The sequence below is a fragment of the Aquimarina litoralis genome (genome assembly GCF_039523995.1).
Classification (GTDB): Bacteria; Bacteroidota; Bacteroidia; order Flavobacteriales; family Flavobacteriaceae; genus Aquimarina; species Aquimarina litoralis.
Window position 1 is genome coordinate 1,083,294 of sequence record NZ_BAAAGE010000001.1, and the last position, 14,964, is coordinate 1,098,257.

General features: G+C 32.7%; 15 protein-coding genes. 11 read left to right on the forward strand and 4 right to left on the reverse strand.

The annotated features are described in order from the left end of the window. Positions 1-6 precede the first annotated feature (6 nt). The 8 genes from ABD077_RS04250 to ABD077_RS04285 all read left to right on the forward strand — a co-directional run bounded on the left by ABD077_RS04250 (position 7) and on the right by ABD077_RS04285 (position 7,767). The gene (locus tag ABD077_RS04250) at positions 7-405 is read left to right on the forward strand and encodes a c-type cytochrome (protein WP_343910807.1); all 399 of its coding nucleotides are present in this window, start codon (positions 7-9) and stop codon (positions 403-405) included. A 41-nt stretch (positions 406-446) separates the two neighbouring features. Beyond that, entirely contained in the window at positions 447-920 is a 474-nt protein-coding gene (locus tag ABD077_RS04255) for a DinB family protein (RefSeq protein WP_343910809.1), read from the forward strand. A 77-nt stretch (positions 921-997) separates the two neighbouring features. Next, the gene (locus tag ABD077_RS04260) at positions 998-2,116 is read left to right on the forward strand and encodes a CNNM domain-containing protein (RefSeq protein WP_343910811.1); all 1,119 of its coding nucleotides are present in this window, start codon (positions 998-1,000) and stop codon (positions 2,114-2,116) included. After that, entirely contained in the window at positions 2,116-2,592 is a 477-nt protein-coding gene (locus tag ABD077_RS04265; protein WP_343911967.1) for a methylated-DNA--[protein]-cysteine S-methyltransferase, read from the forward strand. Before ABD077_RS04260 ends, ABD077_RS04265 begins: the two co-directional genes overlap by 1 nt. Then, positions 2,592-4,547 (forward strand): tetratricopeptide repeat-containing sensor histidine kinase, encoded by a 1,956-nt coding sequence (locus ABD077_RS04270; protein ID WP_343910813.1) that lies wholly within the window; start codon positions 2,592-2,594, stop codon positions 4,545-4,547. Before ABD077_RS04265 ends, ABD077_RS04270 begins: the two co-directional genes overlap by 1 nt. Before the next feature lie 3 nt (positions 4,548-4,550). Next, positions 4,551-5,309 carry a LytR/AlgR family response regulator transcription factor gene (locus tag ABD077_RS04275; RefSeq protein ID WP_299900669.1) on the forward strand — a complete coding sequence of 253 codons (759 nt, stop codon included), beginning with the start codon at positions 4,551-4,553 and terminating at the stop codon, positions 5,307-5,309. A 600-nt stretch (positions 5,310-5,909) separates the two neighbouring features. Next, positions 5,910-7,064 (forward strand): serine hydrolase domain-containing protein, encoded by a 1,155-nt coding sequence (locus tag ABD077_RS04280; RefSeq protein ID WP_343910816.1) that lies wholly within the window; start codon positions 5,910-5,912, stop codon positions 7,062-7,064. Then, on the forward strand, positions 7,054-7,767 hold the full coding sequence (locus ABD077_RS04285; protein WP_343910818.1) for a 3'-5' exonuclease: 714 nt from the start codon (positions 7,054-7,056) through the stop codon (positions 7,765-7,767). The genes ABD077_RS04280 and ABD077_RS04285 overlap by 11 nt, the downstream gene beginning before the upstream one ends. Before the next feature lie 28 nt (positions 7,768-7,795). On the opposite strand, the gene ABD077_RS04290 is transcribed toward ABD077_RS04285, so the two are convergent. After that, positions 7,796-8,485, reverse strand: a complete 690-nt coding sequence (locus ABD077_RS04290) for a TapB family protein (protein WP_343910820.1) — start codon at positions 8,483-8,485, stop codon at positions 7,796-7,798. Between the two features lie 127 nt (positions 8,486-8,612). Further along, positions 8,613-9,341 (reverse strand): metallophosphoesterase, encoded by a 729-nt coding sequence (locus ABD077_RS04295; protein WP_343910822.1) that lies wholly within the window; start codon positions 9,339-9,341, stop codon positions 8,613-8,615. Between the two features lie 203 nt (positions 9,342-9,544). Between ABD077_RS04295 and ABD077_RS04300 the strand changes: the two genes are divergently transcribed. Next, the gene (locus ABD077_RS04300; RefSeq protein WP_343910824.1) at positions 9,545-10,711 is read left to right on the forward strand and encodes a hypothetical protein; all 1,167 of its coding nucleotides are present in this window, start codon (positions 9,545-9,547) and stop codon (positions 10,709-10,711) included. 49 nt (positions 10,712-10,760) lie between these two features. On the opposite strand, the gene ABD077_RS04305 is transcribed toward ABD077_RS04300, so the two are convergent. Together ABD077_RS04305 and ABD077_RS04310 are read right to left on the reverse strand one after the other, a co-directional pair. Beyond that, on the reverse strand, positions 10,761-11,897 hold the full coding sequence (locus tag ABD077_RS04305) for an ATP-binding protein (RefSeq protein ID WP_343910826.1): 1,137 nt from the start codon (positions 11,895-11,897) through the stop codon (positions 10,761-10,763). An 87-nt stretch (positions 11,898-11,984) separates the two neighbouring features. Further along, complete coding sequence (locus ABD077_RS04310) at positions 11,985-12,734, reverse strand: SDR family NAD(P)-dependent oxidoreductase (RefSeq protein ID WP_343910828.1); 750 nt, start codon at positions 12,732-12,734, stop codon at positions 11,985-11,987. Between the two features lie 261 nt (positions 12,735-12,995). Here ABD077_RS04310 and ABD077_RS04315 point away from each other — a divergent pair, with 261 nt between their 5' ends. Next, the gene (locus tag ABD077_RS04315) at positions 12,996-13,997 is read left to right on the forward strand and encodes an AAA family ATPase (RefSeq protein ID WP_299608777.1); all 1,002 of its coding nucleotides are present in this window, start codon (positions 12,996-12,998) and stop codon (positions 13,995-13,997) included. 96 nt (positions 13,998-14,093) lie between these two features. Continuing rightward, the gene (locus tag ABD077_RS04320; protein WP_343910830.1) at positions 14,094-14,960 is read left to right on the forward strand and encodes a DUF58 domain-containing protein; all 867 of its coding nucleotides are present in this window, start codon (positions 14,094-14,096) and stop codon (positions 14,958-14,960) included. Positions 14,961-14,964: the final 4 nt, after the last annotated feature.

Below are 14,964 nucleotides of genomic sequence, written 5' to 3' on the forward strand. Positions count from 1 at the left end.
ACACAAATGAAAAACATTGTTATTGCACTTTTAAGCATTGTATGTATCGCTACAAGTTGTCAGTCAGAAAAAAAGCAGGAAAAAGAAAAAATTGTAATCGGTGGGAAGAAAGAAACAGTGTCTCCTGAGTTTGAATTAGGTGAGAAATTATTCAAAGGAAAAGGAAATTGCTACTCTTGCCATAGAATGGATAAAAAATCTGTTGGTCCTAGTGTAACTGCTATTATGAAGATTTATAAAGAACAAAATGGAGATGTAGTTGGGTTTTTGAGACAAAAGAAAGATCCTATTGTAGATCCTGAAAATTATGCTGTAATGAAAACCAATTTTACTAGACTGGAAAAGTTTACAGATGAGGAATTGGAGGCAATTGCTTTGTATATGAATGAAGTGAGTTCTAAGTAATGAAGCATGTATTTTTTCTTTTAGTTTTTATAACATTTCCTATGATGGCACAAAAGTTTACTCCAAAATCTGCATTTTTAGAAAAATGGGAAAACTCTAAAGCATATCTGGTAGCAATGGCAGAATCAATGCCTTATGATAAGTATGCCTTTAGACCTTCAGAGAGAGAAATGGACTTTAAATCTCAGTTACTACATATCTGTGGTAATATGACATGGTTAAGCACAACCTATTTTTCTGAAGAGGAATTTGATAGACAAAAATTTAACGAAAGTGCTCCTGATACCAAAAATGAATTGATACAGTTTGTAAAAGATTCTTTCGATAAGGCGCATGCTCGGATAGAACAGACATCAGAGGAGACTTTAGCAGATAAAGTTGATTTTTTTGCAGGACCTAAATCAAAGCTTCAAATATTAAATTTGTTACAGGATCATGTTACCCATCATAGAGGGCAGCTTATCGTATATCTTAATCTAAATGAAATCAAACCTCCTAAATATGTGGGTTGGTAGCAATAAGTATTCTTGCTTTTTATTTTTACAAATGAATACCAAATCCGTACTTTAGCAAAACCAACTAATAAATAATTATGGCATTACTAATCGTATACGGGGTTGTATCTATTTTCTTTTCTTTCTTGTGTTCTATACTAGAAGCAGTATTATTAAGTATTACTCCAACCTTTATAAACGTTAAGAAAAAGGAAGGTAAAGCGTATGCAACCGCTTTAGAGAAATTAAAAAAAGACGTTGATCGACCGTTGATCGCTATTTTAACACTTAATACCATTGCGCATACGGTTGGTGCAATTCTAGTGGGTGTTCAGGCAAAAGTAGCGTATGCAGAAATTTATGGATCAAAGACTACAACGATTTTGGGCATGGAAATGACCGAAGATCTTATGGTAGGAGTAGTATCATCGATCATGACCATATTAATTTTAGTGGCTTCGGAAATTATTCCAAAGACTATTGGAGCTACCTATTGGAAACAACTTGCTAATTTTACTGCAAAGGCGTTAAATGTTCTGATTTGGCCATTAAAGTGGACAGGTATTCTCTGGATTTTACAATTGACCACAAAACTGATAGGTGGTAAAGGACATCATGGTTCTGTATTAAGTAGAGAAGATTTTACAGCAATGGCTGATATTGCCGAAGAAGAAGGTGTTTTTGAAGAGTCTGAATCTAGAGTCATTAAAAACTTACTAACGTTTAAAGAAGTATTGACTAAAGATGTAATGACGCCAAGAACCGTTATTAAAACAGCTTCAGAAAACACAACGGTGGAACAGTTTTTTAATGAAAATCAAAATCTGCGATTTTCAAGAATTCCTGTATATAAGGATAAAGCTGATAATATTACAGGTCAGGTGCTTAAAGATGATGTTTTTAAGGAAATGGCCAATCAAAATGGTCATAAGCTTTTAGGAGAAATAAAAAGACCTATAATCTTTACAACTAGAAACCTGCCTATTCCTGATTTGTTTAACGAATTAATTCAAACCAAAAATCATATTGCTTTGGTAGTAGATGAGTATGGTTCTGTTAGCGGGTTGGTAACGATGGAAGATGTTATCGAAACACTGTTAGGTCTTGAGATTGTAGATGAAAGTGATAATGAGACTGATATGCAGATTTTGGCTCGTAAAAACTGGGAAATTAGAGCAAGAAAATTGGGTATTCTAACCGAAAAGCAAGAAGAGTGATTACCACTGCCTTCATAGAAACTCCGCTAGGCATTGCTTCTATTACAGGTGATGAAGAGGGGATTTCTGAAATTTCGATTACAAATAATACTGAAGAAGAACATACTAATATTATTCCAGAAACACTTAAAGAAGCTGTGACACAGCTGCAGGATTATTTTGAAGGGAAAAGAGATCACTTTGATGTAAAACTTAATCCATCTGGAACTGATTTTCAGAAAAAAGTATGGAAAGAGCTAACCAAAATTCCGTTTGGTAAAACGGTTACTTATCTAGATATCGCCAAAAATTTAGGAGATCCAAAATGCATTAGAGCTGCTGCTTCTGCAAATGGAAAAAACCCACTTTGGATTGTGATTCCTTGTCATCGTGTAATTGGTAGTGATGGCTCTCTTACAGGTTATGCAGGTGGATTATGGCGTAAAAAGTGGTTGTTAGATCATGAAAGTCCCATAAAACAACAAACTCTTTTTTAATGCTAATCTTTAGATATTATTTTTTCTTTTTCTTATTAGGAGTAAGCTTCCAAATTGTAGGCCAAGATGGTTTAGACAAGGAATTAAAAAAAACATACGATCTAGAGAAGAAATCTATAGAAAAGTTAATAAAAGAAGGCGATAGTCTCTTTAAAGCTAAACAAATCCAAGCGTCTAAAGATTCCTACGACAGAGCTTTTACTTTGATTCAGAATAGTTATGAAGTAGATAGTTTACAACTGTCCATTAAACGAGTTGAATACTTTTTTACCACTAAAACCAGAGAATATATCAGATCATTACAGGTTCTGGATTTTTTAGAGAAAAACTGCAAAGAAACCAATGATGTAGATTGCCTGATTTATATAAAGAGTAGGCTAGGGACTATTCATAATCGAATAGGTGAATACATAAAGGCTTTAGAATATTTTGGAGAAGGTCTGGAACTTTCTCATAAAGAAAATAATACAAAATTTTTATGGGAGCTTTCTTTAAATAGAGGAGTGCTATTTCTGGATATTGGAGATCAAGATCAGGCTAAAATGGATTTTAAAAAGGCATTATCCTATGTTGATTCTGCAGATACGAAGAAAAGAAAACCCACTACGTATCTGAACTTATCAGCTTCATATCCAGATCATCAGGTAGATTCAATTTTGTATTATTCAAGAATGGCATCATTAGGTTGTGAAAAGGAAAAAGTGAACTCACGACATTGTATCATGGTGTATAACAATATTGCCTGGTCTTATTATTTGAAGAACATGCCCAAAGAAGCTTTAGAAGTAATTCGAACTAATATATCATGGGAAAATGATAATCTTACCTATAAAGATGGAGATGACCTATATCCTGGATTAATGCACACTATGGGAGCTATACAAACAGGACTAGGAAATTATGAAAAGGCTTTGGAGTATTTTTTAATCTCTCAGAAATATTTCGAAAGAAAAAAGGATGTTTCGGATCTTATTACAGTAAAAGAAGATCTTTCCAAACTGTATGAAAAAAGAGGAAATATTAAAGCTAGTCTTAAAACGTTGCGAGAGATTAGAGCTTTAGAGTCTCTCCAGCTAAAAGTTAAGGTAAGTAAAGAGGTAGCAAAAAATGAAAGTAAAAATTTACTGCTAGAAAAAGAAGAGGTAATTTCAGGTTTAGAGGAGAAAAACTCTGAGATTGAGAAAGAAGTAAGTAAGTCAAAATGGTTGAGTTATTTATTAGGAATACTGTTATGCATCACTGTTTTGGTTTTTATGTTTAGGGCATACCGAAGTAAAATAAAGTATTATCAGATCAATGAAAAATTAGCACTAACAAGGCTTACTTCATTGAGATCTTCTATGAATCCACATTTCTTGTTTAATACCTTTAGTACACTACAGAATTATATATTGAAAAAAGACAATTTAAAGGCGAATGAATATATGACGGAGCTTTCTGGATTGATTAGAAATGTATTAAACAGCTCAGATAGTGTTTATATTAATTTTAATAAAGAAGTTGAGGTAATTAGGTCATATGTCAGTTTGCAGCGAGGTCGATTTCAAGAAGGTTTTGATGCTGTATTTGATGTAGATCCCATTCTCGAAGATCAGGATCCTAAAATTCCTTCAATGGTAATCCAACCTTATATAGAAAATGCAATTATTCACGGGTTCTCTCACTCTCCCTTTAAAGGAAAATTAAATATAAAACTTAAAAAAGAAAACAATACGGTAGTATGTAACGTTAGAGATAATGGTATTGGTAGGGAAGCCTCAGAAAAATTGAAAAATAAAAAAAATGAAACTTCTCATTTATCAATTGCTACCGAGAATACTTATGAGAGGCTTGAAATCTTAAATGAAATAGTAGCTGCCAAAGCCAATATAATAATAAATGATCTGAAAAATGATGAAGGGTTGCCAGCGGGAACCGAAGTGATTATTACGTTGCCAATTATTAAAGAAAGTTAGCAGATGGAAAATGTTTTGAAATGTTTTATAATTGATGATGAAAAAAAGGATAGAGAAAATATAAGCCTTCTTCTAAAAAATTACTGCCCGCAGGTAGAAATAATAGGCGAAGCTTGGGATAAGAATTCTATTATTGAAGGACTATCAAATGAAAATCCAGATTTGGTATTCCTCGATGTGCAATTAGGGTCGATTACTATTTTTGATATTTTGGAAGAGCTGGAAACTATTGATTTTAAGATTATTTTTGTGTCTGCTTATAATCAATACGCCGTAGAAGGGTATAAATATAATGCCATAGGATATTTGCTAAAGCCTATAGAGCCAAGACTTTTAGTAGAAAACATTAATAAGACAATTCAGTTACAGGAAAAAGTAGAGAGCAAAGAAGAAGTAATTGCCAATTTTAAAGAATTATATTCTAAGATTCATGAGGTTCCAAAAATTTCTATTACTGATTCAAGAGGAACTCATGTAATTAAGATTCCCAGCGTTTTATACTGTATAAGTAACGGAAACTATACAACCTTGATCCGAAAGAACGAAAAAGAAATCGTTATTTCCAAAAATTTAAAATACATAGAATCCAAGCTAGAACCTTTTGGTTTTTTTAGAATTCATAGGTCCTATTTGATCAATTTGGATCAGGTTAATACTTTGGTTAAGGATCAGGGAGGATATGTAGTTATGTCAGATGAGAAATCATTACCTATAGCAAGAGACTCCAAAAAAGAACTTTATCAAAGATTAAATGTGATTTAATTTAATGTTAGACAGTCTCTTTGCTTTATTTGGCAAATAGAATTATAGCTTTTTTCCCACAATAAATGTTATGAATGCATAATATTTTTGGTAGTCCATGTGCAACTTATACATTCAAACATACACTTTATACACTCAGAACTACCAAAAAAATAGTATCGATTTTTATTAGAGAATTATCTTCTAACTTTGATAAGAACAACGTCGGTATATAGCTTTGATGAGAATAATATTGTAAACACACTATGGTTACGTCTGCCGAAACCCCAATTTTCGGTTTGTAGTAAAGTTACAACTTAAGATTGTTATAAATAGAAATATTAAACTGATGTTTCTTTTTGCTTACATATATTGCACAAACTCAACGCTGGTATCTAACAAAGTTAAGTGTAACAGCAATATAGCTTAATCGAATTAAACTAACGTTGAAATAAATGCCTGGATATCATTCAGGCATTTTTTTTATACTTACTTTATTTTCATCTGTTTATATTTATTGTTTTTATGGGTCTGATAAAATAACCATAGAATCTTTTTAATTGGTATCAACACATTAATAATGGCTTATTTCATACCTTAGACATTCAAATATCTATCTGCATGAAAATTATTAAAATATTACTCAAAGGTTTAGTTGCAATTATTTTACTGTGTGTCATACTGCTTTACATATTTGATTATGATTATATTCTTAAAGGAGTTCGTGTTGTGTATATGACAGGACACACAACTGCTTATATCGATGACTACACATATTTTGATAACCATGTTATAAAAAAATCCGATACACCTATTCCCTGGAAATTACATCCCGATTATAACAAAGCTACTCCAACAGAAACATTAAATAGAGTAAATAAAGAAATGGGAACCGTAGCTTTTATGATCATCAAGAATGATGAAATATGGTATGAGAACTATGCGGATGGTTACGGTACAACCTCTAAGACCAATTCATTTTCGATGGCCAAGAGTATTACAACAGCTCTATTAGGAAAGGCTATTATGGATGGATATATTAAAAGTATAGATCAACCTATAGGCGACTTTTTGCCTGCTTTTTCAGAAGGATTAGCAGCTAACGTCACCGTTGGTGATCTTTCTTCTATGTCTTCTGGATTAAATTGGACAGAGCATTATACGAGTCCTTTCTCAATCACAGCCAGAGCGTATTATGATCCAGAATTAAGAGAAGTTATGAATGGCCTAGAAATTATTGATGAACCCGGAAAAGAGTTTGTGTATTTAAGTGGTAATACTCAATTATTGGGAATGGTCATTGAAAAGGCTACACAAAAAACACTATCTGAATATCTAAGTGAAAGCTTTTGGAAACCTATGGGTATGGAAGAAGATGCACTTTGGCAAGTAGATAGTGAAGAGAGTGGAATGGAAAAATCATATTGTTGTATTGCAAGTAATGCGAGAGATTTTGCGCGTTTCGGAGTTCTTTTTAAGAATGATGGAAACTTTGATGGGAAAGAAATACTACCCAAAGAATTTGTGAAGTTGTCTACTCAGAAGCGGTTTGAAAATGATGATATGTATGGCTATGGATTTTGGTTGTCAGATCACTTAGATAAAGATATTTTTGTAATGCGCGGTATTTTAGGTCAATATGTAATTACTATTCCAGAGGATGATGTTATTATTGTAAGATTAGGACACCATCGTGGATTACCAGAAGGTTCTTTTAGTGAAGATTTTTTTATCTACATAGAAGAAGCTTATCAAATGTTAGAAAATGCTTCATAAGATTAATTTAGAACATATACTGTTTCTGGATATAGAAACAGTTCCCGAACAAAAAAACTTTGATCAGTTGACAGATGAAATGAAGTACCTGTGGGCTGATAAAACAAAGTATCAACGTAAAGAAGAATTCTCACCAGAGGAGTTTTACGATCGAGCAGGTATTTGGGCAGAGTTTGGAAAAATTGTTTGTATTTCTGTAGGATATTTTAAGTTTAAAGGTGAAACAAGATCCTTTAGAACGACTTCTTTTTACGGAGAAGAAAAACAGCTACTAGTTGATTTTAAAAACTTGATAGAATCTCACTTTAATACTCCGCATCACTTGCTATGTGCGCATAATGGAAAAGAATTCGATTTTCCATACATCGCTAGAAGAATGATTATCCATAATATAAGTTTGCCTTATAAGCTTAATTTATTTGGTAAAAAACCATGGGAAATTCCTCATTTAGACACCATGGATTTATGGAAATTTGGAGATTATAAACATTATACTTCTCTTAAGTTGCTAACAAATATATTAGGCATTCCTTCTCCAAAAGATGATATCGATGGCAGTCAGGTAAGAAATGTATACTACGAAGAAAATGATATCGATCGCATACTGATTTATTGTGAAAAAGATACTGTGGCGGTAGCTCAGATATTACTTCGACTTCGACAAGAAGAACTTCTCGAGGATAGCGAAATTATATCTGTTTAATGTAATATTTTTCAGGAGAATACCAGCATTAATTTAAGGCTGCTAAAACAGATTTGCTTACCAATTTCCCATTAGGTTTGGAGGTTTCTTGTTGCACCAAACCAACATTTTTGGAAATCCATTGTTTTACTATAAATGTCTGTTTCATTCCCATACTCATAGTAACTTCGTTGGTGTAGCTAATCAGATAACAATCAAAGGATCCTGCTGAGGTTGTAATCGTTTCTTTTGATTGCACTTCTCTATTTAGTAAATTTACTTTCATGTCAATACTCATAACACCAGCGTCGATCGACATAGATACATATCCATCTTCTAGCTGTTGACCAACAGTTAATGAATTGGGAATATCAATACCTTTTCCTTCAATCGTATAATCCATATTCTGATATTGTTTGTATAGCTGAGGAGAAATAATAGTTTCGGGATCAATAGAGGTAACGCCATCTTTACATTCAATAGAAAATTGAGTATCGGTTATTGTTTTTTTCTTTTTTGCATCGGTCATGGACATTTGAATGTTAATTGTTGCTCCTGAATTTGTAGAATTTATATCTATTATTTTGTAGTTTGTTTTAGATGTTAGTTTGTCTTTGTGATTAAAATGATGCAAAGTAATTTCTGTTCCTTTTTTTGAAGGATAGTAAGGACTACAATTGTTTTGAGCGATACAGTTTGTTAAAGCTAAGAATGCAATGATGAATGATAAAGTTTTCATATGTAGGGAATATATTTGTTAATCTTTTATTTATCATTAGTGTACTTACATGGGGTTTGGTAAACATATTGCAAAAAAAATCGCTCCTTAGAGCGATGATTATGTAGTAGATTACTATAAAGAGGTGTTAATTTCTTCCATTTTCATCAGGGTATAATGTATACACAGGATCACTTTGCCAATATTCTTTAGTATCGATATCCATAGCTGTTAAGGGGCCTTTAAAAGCTGCGCCAGTATCGATATTCCAAATACAAGTAGCGTTTACAGGTACGGTTTTGTTTATTCTCGTCACGGGTGTGTGACCAATATAGATTTCATTAAAAAGAAGCAGTCTTTTTGGGTAATTTAAATCTGTTTTTTTTAGTTTAGGATCTATGGCAAGAGCAGTTTCCCAAAGTGTTCGATCCCAATAGAAAAGTTTATCAAAATATTCATGATGAGGACCATGCAAATTTGTAAACCCTGCATGCAAAAATAATCGATTGTGATTATCAATATGATAATTCAATAGCGTTTCATAAAATCTAAGGTGTGCTGTTTTCTCTTCTTTTGATAGTTGGCTATAGGAATCAATAGTCGCCTGACCACCATGCTGCATCCATTTTGGATTATAGGTGTTCTTAGTTAACCAAGTATAGCAGAGTTCATCATGATTGCCTTTAATAAAAATGCAATTATGAGTTTCCTGTAAATCCATAAGAAAAGATATTAATTGAGCGCTGTCGCTCCATCCATCTACATAATCTCCTAGAAAAATTATGGTGTCATCCTTGGTGATGTTAGCTTTTTCAATTAACTGTTGAAGCGCTTTTAAAGCTCCATGAATATCTCCAATAACAATAGTCCTACTCATGTTTAATATTTAAAAAGCCAAGATACTGTTTTGTGATAGTTCATATGTTATAAGAATGTAATTTAAAACATGTTTTTACGAAAATGAATATAAACTTCTTCTTGTAGTAAGAATTACTAAAAAATTTCTGGTAGGGTCTTTTAATGATAATGTGTTTTAGTACACATAGCAATAAAATTCTTCAGAACTAACATTTAGAACTTATGAAAAATAGATTTTTAGTACAATTAATAGTTATTACATTTTTAATCTTTTCCTGTAATAGTGATGATGATTCGACACCCAATATTACTGAAGAAGAGGTAGGAGGTGATTCAATTTCTAGTGTGGATACAAAATTATTAGATCAAATAAAAAAAGCAGGAGACTTATTTATGAATAGTGAACTTTGGAATGGTTATAATCTTAAAGACTATCCTTTGTATTTAGTTCATAAAAATAAAGAAGGTAAAATTGACGGAGGTATTCTTATTAATCCACAATCAAATATTGATGGAGCAAAAAAGCTAAATGATCAAGAAAGTGCTGGGTTAAAAGCGTATCGATATGATAATGATGCAGATCGCGCGTATGCTGCAATAACAGATCCAGATGAAGGTAATGGGTTGTATGATTTTGATTTTGAAATTGATGGCAATGGATATTATATACAAGTGTATAAAGACGAAGAGGCAATAGCTGGCGAAAATATAGCTACTTATCCTGGTGGATTTTTTGATCCTTCAAAAGAAGTTATCGGGTCAATAGACTTTATAATTCACGAAAATTTCCATACATATCAGGATTCCTGGAATTCAAATAAAAATATTTCTAAAACGAAAATTTCTGATAGAAATAATAGAATACCTACTGAGGTTTTAGAGTTAAAAATACTGTTACATCAAATCTTTAAGGATTTCCCAAATGGTAGTTTTGATCAAGCAAGTTTAGAAAAGAAGCTAAAACAATATTTGGCAATTGCAACAGCATTAGGAGTAAATAATTTTGAACCGATAACCGAAACAATGGAAGGAAGTGCACGCTATATCGAACGAATGGCAGTACGTGAAATTTTTCCGAAAAGATCAAACGAGCCATTTATACCTGGTACAGTGCTAGAAGATGATTATGGTATTACCAATCAGGAAACGTTAAGTATGGTTTTTGATTTCGCTTTAACCTATGAAATTGGAGCTTCTGTTTGTTATGCATTAAACGTTGTGGATGCAGATGCCTTAAAACGTATAGAAAATAGAGAAAACCTATTGGAAATAATTAGAAATAAATATAATCTGAATGCTCAGGAGCTAGCGCAATATTTAGAGCAATCCAAAAATGATACTGATTGGGCAGCAATACAAGCTAAGGCTCAAGAGTTCTCACAGTTGTAAGTTTTAGCCTTTTATTTAAAAATGAGATGAATCTATTTTCATCTCATTTTTAATTATATCTCACTTTTCTCAATATTCGCATACTCTCTTTGTACATAGAATATACTTCCGAATTGTATGCTTTAAGATACGGTTTTGCTTCTTCTAATTTATCTTTAGCCTCAGAGAATTCATTCAAATAACAAATAAGATAGGTAGCAGGAAGATTTATCATATCTGCTTTATCATTCTTGGTAAGAGGTATTTTACTTCTTAATTTTTCAATCAAGGCATTATTACTGTTGTACAGATGATAAAGTGTTTTTTTGTCAAATTGTGGGGGTCTAAAGAGTAGCTTGTTATCAATATCGTAACTTCCATTAGCTTTAAAAGTAATGACTACTTCTTCCAAAGGATAATATTCATAAGTATCTTGTAGTCCCATATAAACGTACTCCACAATTTTAAACTGATCTTCTGATAAAGTTATAGATACTTCATCTAATTCTGAATAAAAGAGTTTTACATGTTCATTAATAAGCTCTATATCTACTCTAGAGTAATAGGTGTTGCCATTTTTACGCTTTTCTTTCGCTGCCCAGCATACCACAAAATATTCTTTAAAAACTTTATAAGCAGGACTATAGTCTTTTCGAGAGTTCATAAAATCAAAAACACCGTCAAGAGTCAGTTCTATGTTGTTTTGAGCATGACTTTCAATTGCACTAACGATTTCAGAGTTTACATCTTTGATTTCGATATCAAAAACTTTGGGCATACTAATGCTTCCATCTCTAAAAAAGACGCTACCACCATAGTATTTCCATATGTTTTTTCGAAGTGCGCATAATTTACCTCCCTGTGGTCTTATGGTTACCAAACCTACTACTTTGTCAGATGGCAAGTGCGGAAAAGGAATATTCTCATAGGAAACTATGGGAGGGTTTTGCAAATATGCATTGACTAAATTTTGGATTTTACTATCATCAAAGAAATCTACACCTTCAATTTCATTATCCTCATCTTCTACACCAATAACGATATAAGAATTGTTTTTAGGATTGGAATTGGATAAAGCGCAAATATGTTTTAAAAACTTTGCTTTGCCTTCTTTTTCACCAATATTAAGTTTGCGTTTTTTGTCATAAAAACTGTTTTCGTCATTATGAGCAAGTAGGTTTTTGATAAGAAGGCGTTTATTAATCATTCCATTCGCAAATAGCAGTCCACACGTTTCCCTGTTAAACTTAGTTATTTTTATTGGGTCTGCAATAGGATGATAATAAACAAATTATCAATTTTTGTTCACAATAACACTATTAGCTTGTGCTGTTGGGAGTACAACGAGATCCGAAATATTCATATGATAAGGTCTAGTTACTACAAAGGCAATTATATCAGCAATATCCTCTGGTCTTAGAGGATCAAAACCTTTATATACTCCATCTGCTCTGGTATCATCTCCTTTAAATCTAACATTACTAAATTCTGTTTCTACCAATCCAGGATGTATTGCTCCAACTCTAATTCCGTGAACATTGAGATCGATTAACATTCCTTTGTTGATAGCATCAACAGCGTGTTTACTTGCACAATATACATTTCCGTTAGGGTATACTTCTTTACCAGCAATGGATCCGATATTAATTATATGACCAGACTTTTTAGCAATCATTTTTGGGATTATGGCTTTAGAAACGTACAATAATCCTTTTACATTAATGTCTAGCATGGCATCCCAATCTTCAGTGTCTCCGGTCTGTACGGGATCTAGGCCATGAGCATTTCCAGCATTATTGATTAAAATATCAATAGATTCAAATTCTTTGGGAAGCTCTGAAATGTTTTTAAATACGCTTTCTTTTTCTCTTACATCGAAACACAGCGTATGAACTTTTACTACAGTTTCTAATTCACTTTTTAACTGATCCAAACGCTCCTGTCTTCTTCCACATAATATTAAATTTATTTGATGTTTAGCAAGTTCAAAAGCGGTTGATCTTCCTATACCGCTAGTTGCTCCTGTTATCAATGCCGTTTTCATATATCGAATTATTTTGTTTAGTTTCTTTTTTTGCAACATTCATCTTCCTCCTTCGTCTTTTTAGAACATCATCGCGAAAGCCGATGAAAACTGTTACGTCCGTTTTTCAGTAAAAGATTTAAATATACTGTAAAATTTGGGCGTAAGCGTATTTTAGGAGGATACATTTAACCTATAATTAACAAGAACAAGAAAAATATTTTAACAATTTGCATTGCTGAAACATGAATGTTAAATTCACGCCTTTAAAAAAAAGAATAGATGGAAGAAAATAGTTCTATTGATATTGCTTCAATCAATGAGAAGATACAAAGAGAATCTGCCTTTGTCGATCTACTTACTTTAGAAATGAATAAAGTAATTGTAGGTCAAAAACATATGGTAGAACGATTACTTATAGGATTACTAGGACAAGGACATATTTTGTTAGAAGGGGTTCCCGGATTAGCAAAAACACTAGCTATTAATACCTTGTCTAAAGCGGTACAAGGAAGCTTTAGTCGTATACAGTTTACTCCAGACTTATTACCTGCAGATGTGGTAGGAACCCTTATTTATAATATGAAAGAGAATGATTTCTCTATAAAAAAAGGACCTATTTTTGCAAATTTTGTTTTGGCAGATGAGATTAATCGTGCTCCAGCAAAAGTTCAAAGTGCGCTGCTAGAAGCAATGCAGGAGAAACAAGTTACTATAGGAGATGAAACCTTTGTACTGGATAAACCATTTTTAGTAATGGCAACACAAAACCCTGTAGAACAAGAGGGTACTTATCCATTGCCAGAAGCACAGGTAGACCGTTTTATGCTAAAAACAGTGATTGATTATCCTAAGTTGGAAGAAGAGCAATTAATCGTTAGGGCCAATCTGAAAGGTAGTTTCGAAAAAGTAAATCCTGTGGTGTCCATAGATCAAATTCTTAGTGCGCAGAAAGCAGTAAGAGAAGTGTATATGGATGAAAAAATAGAAAAATATATACTCGATATTATTTTTGCTACTCGTTATCCTGAAAAATATGGTTTAGAAGATCTAAAACCTCTTATCAATTTTGGAGCTTCTCCAAGGGGAAGTATCAATTTAGCAACCGCTGCAAAATGTTTCGCTTTTATAAAAAGAAGAGGATATGTAATTCCTGAAGACGTTAGAGCAGTAGTACACGATGTATTACGTCATCGTATTGGAATTACTTACGAAGCAGAAGCAGAAAATGTTACTTCGGAGGACATTATCAATAAGATTGTAAACGAGATCGAAGTACCATAGGATTGTCATTCCTGCGAAGGCAGGAATCTCATTATTATTAGATAAGAAGTATGATTTGATAGATTCCGCATCTGGTGTGGAATGACAAAATAAAAAATGGATACTAAAGAGTTACTAAAAAAAGTTCGGAAAATTGAGATCAAGACAAGACGCTTGAGCGATCACATTTTTGGAGGAGAATACCATTCTACCTTCAAGGGTCGTGGTATGACTTTTAGCGAAGTGCGTCAGTATCAATTTGGTGATGATGTTCGAAATATTGATTGGAATGTAACTGCAAGATACAACGAGCCTTATATCAAAGTTTTTGAAGAAGAACGAGAATTGACCATGATGTTGATGGTGGATGTTTCTGGGTCTCAATTATTTGGTACAAAACAGCAATTCAAAAAAGAAATCATTACCGAAATAGCGGCTACCCTAGCTTTTTCTGCTACTCAGAATAATGATAAAATTGGATTGATTCTTTTTACCGATGAAATAGAACTTTTTATTCCACCAAAGAAAGGAAGATCTCATGTACTGCGAATTATTAGGGAGCTATTAGAATACGAACCAAAGAGCACAAAAACAGACATTACGGAAGCATTAAAGTTTTTGTCGAATGTGATGAAAAAGAAAGCAATAGTATTTGTACTCTCTGATTTTATAACAGACGATTACCAACAGACATTAAAAATAGTTGGTGGCAAACATGATGTAACAGGAATAAGAGTATATGATCAACGAGAAGAAGAAATTCCAAACCTGGGAATGGTTCAAATGGAGGATGAAGAAACTGGAGAGTTGTTGATGGTAAACACAGGTTCTAAAAAAGTACGAATGAACTATGCCAATTACTATCGTGATCGCGTAGATTATTTTAAAGACAGCTTTACTAGAAGTGGTGCTGGATCATTGAGTAGTAGAGTAGATGAAAGCTACGTAAAAAAATTATTAGGATATTTTAAACGAAGAGGATAGGCGA